The organism is Scandinavium sp. (assembly GCF_032012665.1).
In the GTDB taxonomy this organism is placed as follows: Bacteria; Pseudomonadota; Gammaproteobacteria; order Enterobacterales; family Enterobacteriaceae; genus Scandinavium.
The window spans coordinates 19,561-35,361 of the sequence record NZ_DALZVG010000001.1; the positions used below are offsets into that span (position 1 = coordinate 19,561).

The window sequence follows — 15,801 nt, forward strand, 5'->3', positions numbered from 1 at the left end:
TTATGACGGACAATCCGAACAAGAAATCGCTGTGGGATAAAATCCACCTGGATCCGACCATGCTGCTGATCCTGCTGGCGCTGCTGACCTACAGCGCGCTGGTCATCTGGAGCGCCAGCGGACAGGACATTGGCATGATGGAGCGCAAAATCGGCCAGATCGCGATGGGCGTTGTTATCATGGTGGTGATGGCGCAGATCCCGCCTCGCGTATACGAAGGCTGGGCGCCGTGGCTGTATATCTTCTGTATCATTTTACTGGTCGCGGTAGACGCCTTCGGCGCCATCTCGAAAGGCGCACAGCGCTGGCTCGATCTGGGCGTGGTGCGCTTCCAGCCGTCTGAGATAGCCAAAATCGCCGTGCCGCTGATGGTAGCCCGATTTATCAACCGTGACGTGTGTCCTCCTTCGCTCAAGAACACGGCTATTGCGCTGGTGCTGATCTTCCTGCCAACGCTGCTGGTTGCTGCACAGCCCGATCTTGGCACCTCCATTTTGATTGCCCTCTCCGGCCTGTTCGTGCTGTTCCTCTCCGGCCTGAGCTGGCGGTTGATTGGCGTTGCCGTGGTGCTGGTGGCGGCGTTTATCCCAATCCTCTGGTTCTTCCTGATGCACGATTATCAGCGCCAGCGCGTGATGATGCTGCTCGACCCGGAAACCGATCCGCTCGGCGCAGGCTATCACATCATCCAGTCTAAAATTGCGATTGGCTCCGGTGGCCTGCGCGGTAAAGGCTGGCTGCACGGCACCCAGTCGCAGCTTGAATTCCTGCCCGAACGCCATACCGACTTTATTTTTGCGGTCCTTGCCGAAGAGCTCGGCCTGATAGGTTTCCTGGTGCTGCTGGCGCTTTACGTCCTGCTCATCATGCGAGGCCTGTGGATTGCCGCCCAGGCACAAACTACCTTTGGTCGCGTGATGGCCGGAGGTTTAATGTTGATTTTATTCGTTTATGTCTTCGTAAATATTGGTATGGTGAGTGGGATCCTGCCGGTGGTTGGCGTACCGCTGCCGCTGGTCAGCTATGGGGGCTCTGCCCTGATCGTACTGATGGCCGGGTTTGGTATCGTGATGTCGATCCACACCCACAGAAAAATGTTGTCGAAAAGCGTATAAGGGGTGCGCAATGATGCGTAAACAATGGCTTGGGATCTGTATTGCCGCGGGTATGCTCGCCGCGTGTTCAAGTGATGATGGGCAGCAGCAGCAGACCATCACCGCACCGCAGCCGGCAGTCTGCAACGGCCCCGTAACAGAAATCACGGGCGCTGAGCCACGCTATGAACTCCCGAATCCAACGGTGAATCAGGATTACCAGCGCGACGGCAAGAACTTTAAAATCGTTCAGGATCCGGCCAACTTCAGCCAGGCAGGCTTTGCGGCAATTTACGATGCGGAACCCGGCAGTAACCTGACCGCCTCCGGCGAAGCCTTTGACCCGACACAGCTCACTGCGGCGCATCCAACGCTGCCAATCCCAAGCTACGCACGTATCACCAACCTGGCGAACGGTCGCATGCTGATTGTACGCATTAACGATCGTGGCCCTTATGGCAACGATCGCGTCATCTCGCTCTCCCGCGCCGCAGCCGATCGCCTGAATACGTCGAACAACACCAAAGTGCGGATCGACCCGATTATTGTGGCGCAGGACGGCACGATGTCCGGCCCGGGTACCACCTGTACGACCATCGCCAAACAGACTTACGCCCTGCCCGCTCGCCCGGATTTGAATGGCGGCATGGGTAGCGCCTCCTCGGTTCCACAAGATCAGACTCCGCAGGGCAACGTGCGCGCGATAAGCAACGACACGCTAAAACCGGAGGACAGCACGGGCGCACCAGTTAACAGCAGCGGCTTCCTCGGTGCGCCAACACCGCTTAACAACGGCGTTCTGGAAGGCAGCGAACCTGCTGCACAACCTGCTGCTGCACAGCCGGTTACTGCACAACCCGCAGCTCAGCCTGTCGCCACGCAGAACGCACCGGTTACGGCACCTGGCTCTACGCAAGGTGCCGTAGCTCCGGCAGCTGCGCCAGTTGCCGCGCCTGCTGCATCCAGCGGCAGCTACGTTGTTCAGGTGGGCGCCGTCAGCGATCAGGGCCGTGCACAGCAATACCAGCAGCGTCTGAGCCAGCAATTTTCCGTGCCGGGCCGTGTGACGCAAAACGGTGCCGTCTGGCGTATCCAGTTAGGTCCGTTCAGCAGCAAGACCGAGGCAGGTACCTTACAGCAGCGTCTGCAAAGCGAGGCGCAGCTGCAGTCATTCATTACTCACGCCAACTAATCGGGAAAGGCATCCTTAACGCCGTGCGAATGTTATAACCATTAACAATCTCATACGCATTGCAGGATGCCTGCCCTCAGCGCATTTGCTATAGTTAGGCACTTTTTTCACTCCATCACGGATGTCGTTGTTCTGACCATGAAGACCTCTTTCTCTGCTCGTTTACTCATCACTGCGCTGTCCGTTGCCGCACTGACTTCCGCCGCACACGCTGATGACCTGAACATCAAAACCATGATTCCTGGCGTTCCGCAGATTGACGCGGAATCCTACATTCTGATCGATTACAACTCAGGCAAAGTCCTCGCCGAGCAGAACGCAGACGCTCGTCGCGATCCTGCCAGCCTGACCAAAATGATGACCAGCTACGTCATCGGTCAGGCAATGAAAGCGGGTAAGTTCAAGGAATCCGATCTGGTGACCGTGGGTACCGACGCCTGGGCGACCGGTAACCCGGTATTCAAAGGCTCTTCCCTGATGTTCCTCAAGCCAGGCATGCAGGTGCCGGTTTCCCAGCTGATTCGTGGGATCAACCTGCAGTCCGGCAACGATGCCTGCGTCGCGATGGCCGATTACGTTGCCGGAAGTCAGGATGCGTTCGTCGGTCTGATGAACAGCTACGTCGCCGCGCTGGGCCTGAAAAACTCCCACTTCCAGACCGTTCATGGCCTGGATGCTGACGGTCAGTACAGCTCGGCGCGTGATATGGCGCTGATTGGCCAGGCGCTGATCCGTGACGTGCCGAACGAGTACACCATCTACAAAGAAAAAGAGTTTACCTTTAACGGCATCCGCCAGATGAACCGTAACGGTTTACTGTGGGATAACAGCCTGAACGTGGACGGCATCAAAACCGGCCACACGGATAAAGCGGGCTATAACCTCGTGGCTTCCGCCACGGAAGGACAGATGCGTCTGGTCTCTGCCGTCATGGGCGGACGTACCTTCAAGGGCCGCGAAACGGAAAGTAAAAAGCTGCTGACCTGGGGCTTCCGCTTCTTCGAAACCGTCAACCCACTGAAAGCAGGCAAAGAGTTTGCCTCTGAACCCGCCTGGTTTGGTGACACCGATCGCGCCTCGCTGGGCGTAGATAAAGACGTTTACCTGACTATTCCACGCGGTCGCATGAAGGATCTGAAAGCAAGCTACGTGCTGAACAACACCGAACTGCACGCTCCGCTGCAGAAAAACCAGGTCGTCGGCACCATCAACTTCCAGCTTGATGGCAAAACCATTGAACAGCGTCCTCTGGTGGTGCTCCAGGAAATCCCGGAAGGCAACTTCTTCGGTAAGATCATTGATTACATTAAATTAATGTTCCACCACTGGTTTGGTTAAAAAATAGACGCTTGAAAGTGTGATTTCCATCCCCATATACTACGCATGACTATTACTGCTCCCGTGCCCTGCGCGGGAGCAGTGCTTTTAAAACCACCGGAGCTGACATGAAAACCAAACTTAACGAACTGCTTGAATTCCCTACTTCATTCACCTACAAGGTGATGGGTCTGGCGAAGCCTGAGCTGGTTGACCAGGTGGTGGAAGTGGTGCAGCGCCATGCGCCAGGTGATTACTCTCCACAGGTAAAACCGAGCAGCAAAGGCAACTACCACTCGGTTTCTATCACCATCAACGCAACCCACATCGAGCAGGTTGAAACCCTGTACGAAGAGCTGGGAAATATCGAAATCGTTCGTATGGTGCTGTAATCCCTTTGCCCGGCACACGCCGGGCAATCTCTTACTCCCGCTGTGATATACTCCCACTCCTGTTTTCCCGTTCCGCGGAGTTGTCGTTTTGGATCTCAACACCCTTCTCGTCCGCCAGCTTGGCGTACAGCCCTATGAACCTGTCTCTCAGGCGATGCATGACTTTACCGACCAGCGCGATGAAACCACTCCGGACGAAATCTGGCTGGTTGAGCATCAGCCTGTGTTTACCCAGGGCCAGGCCGGGAAAGCGGAGCATGTACTGGTGCCGGGCGACATTCCCGTTATTCAGAGCGATCGCGGCGGCCAGGTGACCTACCACGGGCCAGGCCAACAGGTCATGTATGTACTTCTGGACTTAAAACGCCGCAAGCTGGGCGTGCGCGAACTGGTCACTCTGCTTGAGCAAACCGTGGTTAACACCCTGGCAGAGTTTGATATTGAATCCCACCCTCGTGCCGATGCCCCGGGCGTTTACGTTGGGGAAAAGAAGATTTGCTCTCTGGGCTTGCGCATCCGTAAAGGCTGCTCATTTCATGGGCTGGCGCTGAATATCGCCATGGATTTATCGCCGTTTTTACGCATAAACCCGTGTGGCTATGCCGGGATGGAAATGACGCAAATGCAACAATGGCGTGCGGACGCCAGACCGGAAAATATTTCACCGGTCCTTATCTCTAAGTTTTTAGCACTGCTAAACAATCCACCTCATAAATATATTACGGCTTAATATATTATATAGCGGACCTGATATTGTGTCGGGTCCCAACCCCTTTTGCCTGGTTTTCCTTTACATTAAACCTGACTTTCTATATTTTTCCTTCGCCTGGCGGCAAAGTTACTTCGCCACAAACAAAATTTTACATTAACACTACCACCAAAAAGCGAGAAGGTTCCGCAGTTCAAGATGTAACTCATTGTTCAACGTGAACTAAATCCTGTCTCCGCGTAAACCGGTTTCTCAAAAGCATAATAACAATAAATACCTTTTCAACTATCATTCATATTGTGAATGAATACGGAGTACAAGTGTGGAATATAACGATCAGCCGGAAAGCCGAATAAATCCTCGTCTTGAGAGTGATACACCGCAAATCTTCCGGACGCTGCGAAATATCGATCTCAACCTGTTGACGATTTTCGAAGCCGTATATGTACACAAAGGCATCGTTAATGCTGCGAAAATTCTGAATCTCACGCCATCGGCTATTAGCCAGTCTATTCAGAAGCTGCGCACAATATTTCCCGATCCGCTGTTCATCCGCAAAGGCCAGGGCGTGACCCCCACGGCCTACGCCACGCATCTCCATGAATACATCAGCCAGGGCCTCGAGTCGATTCTGGGCGCGCTCGATTTAACCGGCAGCTATGATAAACAGCGCACCATCACCATTGGTACGTCGCCAACGGTAGGTGCTGTGGTGATGCCAGCCATCTACCAGACCATTAAAGATAAATTCCCGCAGCTTCTGCTGCGTAATATCCCGATCACCGACGTCGGCCTCCAGCTGAGCCAGTTCCAGACGGATCTCATCATCGACAGCAACGTTCACAACGCACGCGCCCTGAGCCATCATGTGCTGTACAACGACCGGATCGTGCTGGTGGCACGCGCCGGGCACCCGCTGTTTAAAACGCCGCACACCAAAGAGTCGCTGAGCCACTACGAATATACGTTGCTGATGATGGAGGGCGCCGCCCATACCGATTTACGCAAGCGGCTGCATGAAATGTTCCCCGATCAGCGTATCAGCTTCAGCAGTTACAACCTTGTGACGATTGCCGCCCTGATCGGCAGCAGCGAACTCGTTGGCCTGATGCCGGCCCGCTGCTTTGAACTTTTCGCCCGCTGCTGGCCTTTGCAGGTGGTGGATTTCGCACCATTAAGAGATGAATCTGTCGATTTTTCATTGCATTACAATAAGCTCAGCATGCGTGACCCGGTACTGCAAAGCGTCATTACCGCTATTCGCCAGGCCTTCTGAGCCGGCTGAACCCCGCCTTTCATCTGCTTTATCCAGCGTGATTAAGCACATAAAGCAACATCTGCTTTACAAATTGCCGGGCTGGCAGGCTGCTTTATCCACCTGATTAATGCTATACTGCCAGCCATCTGATTCAAAAATAGTTGATAAATACAACATTCCCTTGAATTGAAACGCTTTCCTTCGTTACTCGCAACTGGAACACGCACGCTATGAGTAAACCCATTGTGATGGAACGCGGTGTTAAGTACCGCGACGCCGATAAAATGGCCCTTATCCCGGTTAAAAACGTGGCTACCGAGCGCGAAGCGCTGCTGAGAAAACCGGAGTGGATGAAAATCAAACTGCCGGCTGACTCCACCCGTATTCAGGGTATCAAAGCGGCCATGCGTAAAAACGGCCTGCACTCAGTGTGCGAAGAAGCCTCCTGCCCGAACCTCGCGGAATGTTTTAACCACGGCACAGCCACCTTTATGATCCTCGGTGCAATTTGCACCCGCCGCTGTCCGTTCTGCGACGTAGCCCACGGCCGCCCGGTTGCACCGGATGCTAATGAGCCGCAGAAGCTGGCACAAACCATCGCCGACATGGCGCTGCGCTACGTGGTGATTACCTCCGTTGACCGCGACGATCTGCGCGACGGCGGTGCTCAGCACTTTGCGGACTGCATCGACGCCATCCGTGAAAAAAGCCCGAATATTAAAATCGAAACGCTGGTCCCGGATTTCCGTGGTCGTATGGATCGCGCGCTGGAGATCCTCACCGCCACGCCACCAGACGTCTTCAACCACAACCTGGAGAACGTTCCACGCGTTTACCGCCAGGTACGTCCAGGCGCAGACTACAACTGGTCTCTGAAGCTGCTGGAGCGTTTTAAAGAAGCGCATCCGGATATCCCGACGAAATCAGGTCTGATGGTTGGCTTAGGCGAAACGAACGCTGAAATCATTGAAGTCATGCGCGATCTGCGTCGCCACGGCGTAACGATGCTGACCCTGGGCCAGTATCTGCAGCCTAGCCGTCACCACCTGCCGGTACAGCGCTATGTCAGCCCGGATGAGTTTGATGAAATGAAAGCCGAAGCGCTGGCGATGGGCTTCACCCACGCCGCCTGCGGGCCTTTCGTGCGTTCTTCTTACCATGCAGATTTGCAAGCCAAAGGCATGGAAGTGAAGTAATTCGCTCTGCTGACAAAAAGGCCGCTGCTTTTACGCAGCGGCCTTTTTGTTTTCTCGTCCTGCTAAACCCAGCCCAACGAAGCGGTGTAACAGTTAGTTGCAACTTTTTCAGTCAATGACCTGAAAAACGACAAGAGGCCGCAACGGAACCTGTTGCGGCCTCTCTGTTAAACTCGTGGCGTCGGTAAACAGACCTGTGAAGAGAAACGCTAACTTCCGGCTGTTTTGGCTGCGCCGTTACTCTTTATGAGAGAGTTTTTCTGCCGGGACTTCGTCTTCCGCGCTTTTCTTCGCGGCGGTGTCGTCTTCGCTCATGGCTTTCTTGAAGCCTTTAATTGCCGAACCCAGGTCTCCGCCCAGCGTACGCAATTTTTTGGTGCCGAACACCAGCACAATCAGTGCGGCCACCACCAGCAGCTTGGTAATACTAATCTCACCCATAGATACCTTCTTGATTAAAACAGGCTACAAAACGCGCCAACAAAACCGTAGCTAATTAACGGTCATTTCGCGAGGGCACACAATAGCAATCTGTAACAAGGTGAATCAAGCATTGATTAAAAAATCAGCGCATAATTTGCGGTGGCGCAAAGCGCCGGTTTTTAAGGACCGGCAGCTGGTCGCGGACCTGCTGAACCACATCACGCTGAATATCAGCGAAAATCAGCTGCGGCATACTGCCAGCCCCCGCTAACGTCACGCCCAATGGATCAACAATCCGGCTTTGCCCAATATTCTTGTTGCCGCATTCGCCAGCCGCCACAATGTAGCAGGTTGTATCGAGCGCTCTCGCCGCCAGCAGGGTAGCCCAGTGATGCTCTTTCAACGGGCCGCATACCCAGGCGGTCGGCAAAACAAGAAGCTCTGCGCCTTTTAGCGCCTGCGCCAGTGCCATTTCGGGGAAACGAAGGTCGTAACAGGTCATCAGACCAATCTTCATGCCCTCCACCTCGATAAGCTCCGGTAGTGTGTTCCCGGCGTCTACCCGCTTTGACTCCTGAATGCTGAACGCATCGTAGAGATGAAGTTTCTGATACTGCGCGATGATTTCGCCCCCGCGCAGCGCCACCAGCGTATTAGCGGCACGCCCTTCGCTCGTCGGCACGTGCAGAGTCAGAACGGTCGTCAGTGTGTTGCAACGGCTCTCTTCGAGCAATAGCGCTAAAAAGCCGCCATTCAGCCCCTGAGCCGAGTTCACTGACATGTCAGGGTCATTATCACTCCGGGCCAGCAACGCCTCTGGCAGCACCAGAAGCGACGCCTGAGAGGCCTGTGCCTGCTGCATCAAAGATACGCAGGTCTGGGCATTCGTGGGCCAGTCAGGGGTGACCGCAAATTGTCCGGCAGCAACGCGCATAAAGTCTCCAGGGTTCTCGTCGTAGCCAATTGTGCGGCACGACGCTAAGATATCCGCTTTAGTATTCAAATAGCAGGAATTGGCGGTGTTACAAATCCTTTTAGCAGTTTTTATTGGCGGGGGCACCGGCAGCGTCATGCGCTGGTTACTCGGTATGCGTCTGAATCCACTGCATCATGCACTCCCGCTCGGTACGTTGACCGCTAACCTGCTTGGGGCGTTTATTATCGGCGCCGGGCTGGCGTGGTTTAACCGGATGACTCATATCGATCCGATGTGGAAACTGCTTATCACAACGGGTTTTTGCGGCGGCCTGACTACCTTCTCGACATTCTCAGCGGAAGTGGTATTCCTGATGCAGGACGGGCGTTTTGGCTGGGCGCTGATGAACGTGGCCGTTAACCTGCTGGGTTCGTTTGCCATGACGGCAGCGGCAATGTGGATTTTTTCAGCGGCGCGCTAACGATTTACCGGAACGATCATCAGAAACAACAGACGAAAAAAAACCCGTCAATGACGGGTTTTTGTATTCTACTGACGAAATGCTTAGATAGGCATTACGTTTGCAGCAGATGGGCCTTTGGCACCGTTAGTGATTTCGAACTCTACACGCTGACCTTCAGCCAGAGTTTTGAAACCGTTGGACTGGATTGCAGAGAAGTGTACGAATACATCTTTGCTGCCATCTTCCGGAGTAATGAAACCAAAGCCTTTGGACTCATTAAACCACTTAACGTTACCTTTAATCTTAGACATCAATATTACCTTTACATGAAAATGGACACAAATGCTGTGTCGGCTAACAGTACAGCAATTGTGGTGCCTTTTGTCCAGCTTAAGTTAACGAAAAAGTGATAAAAGTCGCTTATTTTTACTTAAACCGGGAGTTAGTCGTTGTTTTTACACGCGTCTCTGGCACCACTGCCGTCAATCACATTTTTTGCACCTTAAAACTGGAAACGCATCCACGCAAAGTAAACGTTGCCGTTGTTATAAGTGCCCGGAATGTAAGTCATCTGGAACGTCGCCGGGCCATAGCCGACGGAAGCCAAAGGCAGCAGCACCGGGATCGGGATGTACTTCCAGTTATCACGAGCCGTCGCACCGACCGTGTAACCCAATCCCAGATGAAACTTATCGTCTGCCAGCGGGCGCCAGGTTTTCTCCCAGCCGTAGCCGCCGATAGGCTCCCACTTGTTATAGGAATCCTTAAAGGCCATCAGATAGAGGCCATGCCAGTTCCCTTTGTCATCCCAGCGCGACTGGCCAAAACCCGCGCCCCAGGGACGCTCGTTATAGCGATCGGTTTTCTCTTTGTCGTAGGCGAAGCGCGCATGCCAGGTAATCGCAGGCACATATAAATCATAGTGTTCTGGCGACTGCCACGTTTGCGCAATGTTATCGCCGAGCGTAGAAAACGCATCGCTGACGCTGGACGTCATATTTGCCTTCGCCGAAACGGCGAACAGCAGCTGGCTTGTCAATAACCCTGCAAGCGTTAAGAATTTAATCAATCTGGACACCAAAAATAACCATTTAACGTTCATACCTGAACAGTGTAACCATCTTAAAATTAATGAAACCTTAACGACAGCGGAATAATCTCTTTTGTAAAAAAACAGCGCCGTTAAGGCGCTGTTTATATATCAATTAGAGAGATGATATTAGGAAATATCCTGGCGCGTTCGATGCAGCAGTTTATAGACCGCCGGAATAACCAGCATCGAAAGCAGCGGTGCAGTGACCATACCGCCAATCATCGGTGCCGCAATGCGGCTCATCACCTCGGACCCGGTGCCACTGCCCCACATAATCGGCAGCAGGCCAGCCATGATGGTTGCCACGGTCATCACCTTCGGGCGAACGCGAAGCACTGCGCCTTCGTGAATGGCGTGCAATAACGCGGCATTTCCCATTTTCCCTTTTGGATCCTGATATTTAGTCAGCGCCGTATTCAGGTATAGCACCATAATAACCCCAAACTCAGCCGCGACCCCCGCCAAAGCAATAAACCCAACCGCACTCGCAACCGATAAATTATATCCCAGCAGCCACAAGAGCCAGACGCCACCAATCAAGGAGAATGGTAGCGTCCCCATAATCAGTAACACGTCGGAAATACGACGAAAAGTCAGCCACAAAAGCATGAAAATTATCATCAGCGTCACCGGCAATACTATTTTTAGTTTTGCCATTGCCCGCTCAAGATATTCAAATTGCCCAGACCAGGCGAGCGAGATACCCTGCGGCAGTTTGACCTGCTGCGCCACCCGCTGCTGCATCTCTTCCACGGCGGACTTCAGATCTCTCCCACGCAGGTCGACATAAATCCAGTTCGACAGGCGGGCATTTTCGCTCTTGAGCATCGGCGGCCCTTCGCTGATACGCACGTCAGCCAGCTCGTCGAGGGTGACCTGGCTGCCATTCGCCGTCACCACCGGCAGTTGACGCAGCTTTTCAACGTTGTCACGCAGATCGCGGGGATAGCGAACGTTAATCGGAAAACGCTCACGTCCTTCAAGCGTCTGCCCAACGTTTTCCCCACCAACCAATGTGCTGACCAGCGATTGTAACTCCTGCACCGAAACGCCGTAGCGAGCAGCCTGCTGGCGGTTGATGGCAATATCGACATAGCGTCCGCCGGACAAGCGTTCAGCCAACGCAGAGGTCACGCCCGGAACGGTTTTCACCACGCCTTCAATCTCTTGCGCAACGCGCTCAATATCCGCCAGATTGTTGCCGTTCACCTTGATACCTACCGGACTTTTGATTCCCGTCGCCAGCATATCAAGACGGTTACGGATCGGCGGCACCCAGACATTAGCAATGCCCGGCACCTGCACCGTTTTATCGAGTTCCTCAATCAGCTTTTCAGTGGTCATGCCCGGCCGCCACTGGTCACGTGGTTTGAAGTGAATGGTGGTTTCCAGCATCGTCAGCGGCGCAGGATCGGTTGCGCTGTCTGCCCTCCCCGCTTTCCCGAAGACGCTCTCCACTTCCGGCACCGTTTTGATCATCCGGTCCGTCTGCTGAAGCAGTCGCCCCGCTTCCCGCACCGAAATGCCCGGCAGCGTGGACGGCATATACAGCAGGTCGCCCTCATCGAGCGGCGGCATGAACTCGCTGCCGAGTCGACTCAGCGGCCAGAGCGTCAGCACCAGGAGCGCCATCGCCATCAACAGTGTGGTTTTCGGCCAGGCCAGCACCTTATCGAGCAGAGGCTCATAAGCGCGAATCAGCCCACGGTTAATTGGATTGGCCTGCTCATCGGGGATCTTGCCACGAATAAAATAGCCCATCAGCACGGGGATAAGCGTGATCCCAAGCCCGGCGGCCATCGCCATCGACCAGGTTTTGGTGAACGCCAGCGGCGAGAACATCCGCCCTTCCTGCGCCTCGAGCGAAAACACCGGAATGAACGACAGCGTGATAATCAGCAGGCTGCAAAACAGGGCGGGCCCCACTTCCACCGCGGCTTTTTCGGCGATTCGCCAGTAGTCCGGCTCCTTGTCGGGATGGTCGTGTCGCCACTGCTCCAGCACCTTGTGCATATTCTCGATCATCACAATCGCCGCATCGACCATCGCGCCAATGGCAATCGCTATCCCGCCCAGCGACATGATGTTGGCGTTAATGCCCTGATAGTGCATCACGATAAACGCGCCGAGAATGCCGAGCGGCAGCGAAACAATTGCCACCAGCGCCGAACGGAAATGGAACAGGAACAACGTGCAGACCAGCGCCACCACGATAAACTCCTCGATGAGCTTATGGGTGAGCGTCTCAACCGCATGCTCAATCAGCCCGGAGCGATCGTAAACCGGCACAATCTCCACACCCAGCGGCAGCGTTTTTTGCAGATCGGCAAGTTTAGCCTTCACCGCGTGCAACGTATCGAGCGCGTTTTTACCATAGCGCATGACGATAATACCGCCCGCAACTTCACCCTCACCGTTCAGCTCCGCCACGCCACGACGAATCTCCGGTCCGATCTGCACCTTAGCGACGTCAGACAGCATCACCGGCACGCCGTCACGGCTGGCAATCACCACATGGCGAAAATCGTCAGGCCCCTTCAGGTAGCCCGTCGTACGCACCATGTACTCGGCTTCGCCCATTTCCATGACTGCGCCGCCGCTTTCCTGATTTGCGGCTTTTAGTGCCGCAACCAACTGCTGATGGGTAACGTTCAGCGCGCGAAGCCTGTCGGGATCCACCACCACCTGATACTGGCGCACCATGCCGCCAACGCTCGCCACTTCTGAAACGTTCGGCACGGTTTTCAGCTCATATTTGAGCGTCCAGTCCTGAAGCGCACGCAAATCCGCCAGGCTGTGCTTACCGCTTTTATCCACCAGCGCGTATTCATAAATCCAGCCGACGCCGGTGGCATCCGGCCCCAGCTCCACTTTGACGCCTTCAGGAAACTGCGACTGAATCTGGCTTAAATACTCCAGTACGCGCGAGCGCGCCCAGTAGATATCCGTCCCGTCCTCAAACAGCACGTACACGTAGGCGTCGCCAAACATCGAAAAGCCCCGCACGGTTTTCGCACCGGGCACGGAAAGCATGGTGGTGGTCAGCGGCCAGGTGACCTGATCTTCAATCACCTGCGGCGCTTTACCAGGATAGCTCGCACGGACAATCACCTGGACATCCGAGAGATCAGGCAATGCATCCAGCGGCGCACGCTGCACCGACCACCAGCCCCAGAGAGCCATACCCAGCGCCGCCACAATCACCAGCAGGCGATTACGCAACGCACCACGAATCACTGCGGCAATCATTGTGCAGCCTCCCCGTCATGATGCGCATGGGTATCTGCGGCAGGCGCCTCCGGCAGCGCGCTGCGCAGGCTCGCTTCGGAATCAATCAGGAACTGCCCCGAAGTCACTACGCGATCGCCCTCTTTGAGGCCGCTGCGGATTGCGGTCCAGCCGTCGGCGCTCAGGCCCGGCGTGACGTTCACCGCCTGGAAATGCCCCTCTTCCCCGGCAACAATCACCCGATTGCTACTCCCGGTCGCAATCAACGCTTCTTCAGGGATCGCCAGAACCGGCGCAGACGCCGGCTTTTTAGCCTGCTCCACGCGCAGATACATCCCCGGTTTCAGCTTTTGCTCCGGGTTATCCAGCACGATACGAGCCTTCAGCGTGCGGGTGGTGGTTTCCATCTGTGGCAATAGTTCGCTGATGCGGCCGTGAAACGCCTGCCCCGGCCAGCTTTCCGACGTGGCGATAACTTCACTGCCCACCGCCACTCCCGCCGCCTGGCTTTGCGGATAATCAACCACCAGCCAGACCGGGTCGAGGCTTGCCAGCTCGAACAACGGTGCGGTCGCGGCCACCTGTGCGCCTTCACGGGTATCGAGTTTTGCCACATACCCGGCGTTCTGTGCCCGAAGCGTCAGGCGAGTCTGCGGCTTCCCGCTGCGCTCCACCTCGCGGACAATCGCCTCCGGCATAAACTGCAGCGCCAGCCGTTCGCGGGCCGCACGCGTCAGGGCGGCATCGCCCAGCTGGCGGACGGCCAGATACTCCTGCTGCGCCGTGGTCCACGCCGGGATCCAAAGCTGCGCCAGCGGCTCTCCCGCTTTTACCCACTGCTGCGGCGCCCGGACATACAGTTTTTCCACCACCCCGCTGGCGGGCGACGGAACGGTTTGCAGGCTGCGCTCATCGGTCGTCACCGTCGCCCAGGCCTGAAACGCAGGCGTCAGGCTGCGCATCTGCGCCGCCTGCACCACCATCCCTAAATTTTGCTGCTGCTGAGGGCTGATGCTCACGCCGCTCTGCACCGGGCCCTGGCCTTCATCGGCATAGCGCGGCACCAGTTGCATATCCATAAACGGCGATTTACCCGGTTTATCGAAACGCTGACCGGGTACCATAGGGTCGTACCAGTAGAGGACTTTGCGCTCTGCTTTCCCGGAATGTGCGGAAGGCGTCTCATCACGTGAACCCACGTAATAACCCACGCCTGCCGCCAGCAGGGCAACACTCACCGTCGTCAAAATCATTTTTTTCACAGGGCGCTCTCCTGAGGGATCAGGTAGTTAATGGCCGCCCAGTTACGGGCAACGGCTTTTTCGGCAACGCTGGTGGCGAGCGTAGAATCCAGCAGATCGCGGCGGGCAGAAAGCAACGCCGACAGGTCCGATTGCCCCGCGCGGTACTGAGCGTTGAGCAGCTTCACCCGCTGCTGCTGCAAAGGGAGCACCTCATCGCGCTGACGCAGCCACAGCGTTTGCGCAGCCTGATACTCAGCAATCAGCGTGCTGAGCTGTGCGGCATGCGCGCGCTGCATCAGGGCCAGCCGATCGTTCGCCTGCATCGTGCGGGAAACATCAGCGGCGTGATCTTTGTCCTGCCGTTTAGACTGGAACAGCGGGAGATCAACGGTGAACATCACCCCGGCCATGTCGTCGTAGTCCTCCGAGCGGTGCGCGTAGTAGACCTCCACGTCAACGTCAGGAATCGCCGCAATCGCCGACTCTGACGAGCGGGCTTTCGCCGTATTGGCCTCCCGCACCGCCGCAATCACTTCCGGATGCATCGCAATCCCTTCGTTCAGCGTTTTTTCGTCGGCGGGCAGCCGCTGCCAGGCAGGCATAGCCCCGCTGATATCGGTAACCTCTTCGCCGGTCAGCTGCATCAGGCGGGCCTGCGCCAGGCGCACATCACGTTCTGCAAGCGTGACCTTGTCGTGCATCTCGCTTAAACCCACACGCAGCGTCAATACGCTGTCCGGCGCGGACGATCCCGCTCCTACGCTTGCTTTCTGCACGCCAAGCTGGCGTTCAGTTTCACTGACCAGCGTGCGGGCCGCAGAAAGGGCCTGCTGCGACAGCGCCAAATCCAGCCACGCCTGGGCGGTATCGCGTTGCAGATTAGCCAGCAGCGTTTGCGCCTGCGCGTTCACCCCGCGCGACTGCGCCTCGAGGGTTTGCGCCTTGCGGTCACGTTTCTCTTCGCTCACGTAGCGCTGCATGATGCCAATGCGCTGCATGGTCATTCCTTCACGGGTGAAGCGGCGGTCGTTGCTGCCCTGCACCGGCACGTTTTCAATGCCGAACTTGAGCTTTGGATCGGGCAACTGGCGGGCAGAATCAGCCATAGATTCCAGCGCGCGTGCTTCATTGCGGCTGGCCGAAAGTTCAGCGGAATAGCGGCGTGCGGCGGTCAGGGTCTGAGCGAGCGTCCACGACTCTGCAAATGCAGAAGCCTGTCCGGACGCGAACAGCACCCCGCCGAGCCACAGGCTCAGCGTCAATTTTTTCATGGTTA

15 protein-coding genes are annotated in these 15,801 nt (G+C 55.8%); 8 read left to right on the forward strand and 7 right to left on the reverse strand.

Translation table 11 applies throughout. The features are described from left to right. Window positions 1-2 precede the first annotated feature (2 nt). From mrdB to lipA, 7 genes are all read left to right on the forward strand, one after another. On the forward strand, window positions 3-1,115 hold the full coding sequence (gene mrdB / locus RTU33_RS00100) for a peptidoglycan glycosyltransferase MrdB (RefSeq protein WP_312624468.1): 1,113 nt from the start codon (window positions 3-5) through the stop codon (window positions 1,113-1,115). Window positions 1,116-1,128: 13 nt separating this feature from the next. After that, the gene (gene rlpA / locus RTU33_RS00105) at window positions 1,129-2,286 is read left to right on the forward strand and encodes an endolytic peptidoglycan transglycosylase RlpA (RefSeq protein ID WP_312624899.1); all 1,158 of its coding nucleotides are present in this window, start codon (window positions 1,129-1,131) and stop codon (window positions 2,284-2,286) included. Between the two features lie 138 nt (window positions 2,287-2,424). Next, on the forward strand, window positions 2,425-3,624 hold the full coding sequence (gene dacA, locus RTU33_RS00110; protein WP_312624469.1) for a D-alanyl-D-alanine carboxypeptidase DacA: 1,200 nt from the start codon (window positions 2,425-2,427) through the stop codon (window positions 3,622-3,624). Between the two features lie 107 nt (window positions 3,625-3,731). Next, a complete protein-coding gene (gene ybeD / locus RTU33_RS00115; protein WP_097164602.1) occupies window positions 3,732-3,995 on the forward strand; it encodes a DUF493 family protein YbeD in 264 nt (87 codons plus the stop codon). Between the two features lie 88 nt (window positions 3,996-4,083). Beyond that, window positions 4,084-4,725 (forward strand): lipoyl(octanoyl) transferase LipB, encoded by a 642-nt coding sequence (gene lipB, locus RTU33_RS00120; protein WP_312624472.1) that lies wholly within the window; start codon window positions 4,084-4,086, stop codon window positions 4,723-4,725. Window positions 4,726-5,026: 301 nt separating this feature from the next. After that, window positions 5,027-5,980 (forward strand): YbeF family transcriptional regulator, encoded by a 954-nt coding sequence (locus tag RTU33_RS00125; protein ID WP_312624474.1) that lies wholly within the window; start codon window positions 5,027-5,029, stop codon window positions 5,978-5,980. A gap of 212 nt (window positions 5,981-6,192) precedes the next feature. Beyond that, complete coding sequence (lipA, locus tag RTU33_RS00130) at window positions 6,193-7,158, forward strand: lipoyl synthase (protein WP_312624476.1); 966 nt, start codon at window positions 6,193-6,195, stop codon at window positions 7,156-7,158. 237 nt (window positions 7,159-7,395) lie between these two features. Here lipA and tatE read toward each other — a convergent pair whose 3' ends face one another. Further along, window positions 7,396-7,599 carry a twin-arginine translocase subunit TatE gene (tatE, locus tag RTU33_RS00135; protein ID WP_312624478.1) on the reverse strand — a complete coding sequence of 68 codons (204 nt, stop codon included), beginning with the start codon at window positions 7,597-7,599 and terminating at the stop codon, window positions 7,396-7,398. Window positions 7,600-7,723: 124 nt separating this feature from the next. After that, window positions 7,724-8,515 (reverse strand): deaminated glutathione amidase, encoded by a 792-nt coding sequence (locus tag RTU33_RS00140; RefSeq protein ID WP_312624480.1) that lies wholly within the window; start codon window positions 8,513-8,515, stop codon window positions 7,724-7,726. A gap of 85 nt (window positions 8,516-8,600) precedes the next feature. On the opposite strand from RTU33_RS00140, the gene crcB reads away from it, so the two are divergent. Then, the gene (gene crcB, locus RTU33_RS00145; protein ID WP_312624482.1) at window positions 8,601-8,978 is read left to right on the forward strand and encodes a fluoride efflux transporter CrcB; all 378 of its coding nucleotides are present in this window, start codon (window positions 8,601-8,603) and stop codon (window positions 8,976-8,978) included. Window positions 8,979-9,061: 83 nt separating this feature from the next. Here crcB and cspE read toward each other — a convergent pair whose 3' ends face one another. From cspE to RTU33_RS00170, 5 genes are all read right to left on the reverse strand, one after another. Continuing rightward, entirely contained in the window at window positions 9,062-9,271 is a 210-nt protein-coding gene (gene cspE, locus RTU33_RS00150) for a transcription antiterminator/RNA stability regulator CspE (RefSeq protein WP_004100146.1), read from the reverse strand. Window positions 9,272-9,462: 191 nt separating this feature from the next. Continuing rightward, window positions 9,463-9,987, reverse strand: a complete 525-nt coding sequence (gene pagP, locus RTU33_RS00155) for a lipid IV(A) palmitoyltransferase PagP (protein ID WP_409438213.1) — start codon at window positions 9,985-9,987, stop codon at window positions 9,463-9,465. A gap of 192 nt (window positions 9,988-10,179) precedes the next feature. After that, entirely contained in the window at window positions 10,180-13,302 is a 3,123-nt protein-coding gene (locus RTU33_RS00160) for an efflux RND transporter permease subunit (protein WP_312624486.1), read from the reverse strand. Continuing rightward, window positions 13,299-14,534, reverse strand: coding sequence for an efflux RND transporter periplasmic adaptor subunit (locus RTU33_RS00165; protein ID WP_312624900.1), 1,236 nt, complete (start codon window positions 14,532-14,534; stop codon window positions 13,299-13,301). The genes RTU33_RS00160 and RTU33_RS00165 overlap by 4 nt, the downstream gene beginning before the upstream one ends. Window positions 14,535-14,539: 5 nt before the next feature. Further along, on the reverse strand, window positions 14,540-15,796 hold the full coding sequence (locus RTU33_RS00170; protein WP_312624487.1) for a TolC family protein: 1,257 nt from the start codon (window positions 15,794-15,796) through the stop codon (window positions 14,540-14,542). Window positions 15,797-15,801 lie beyond the last annotated feature (5 nt).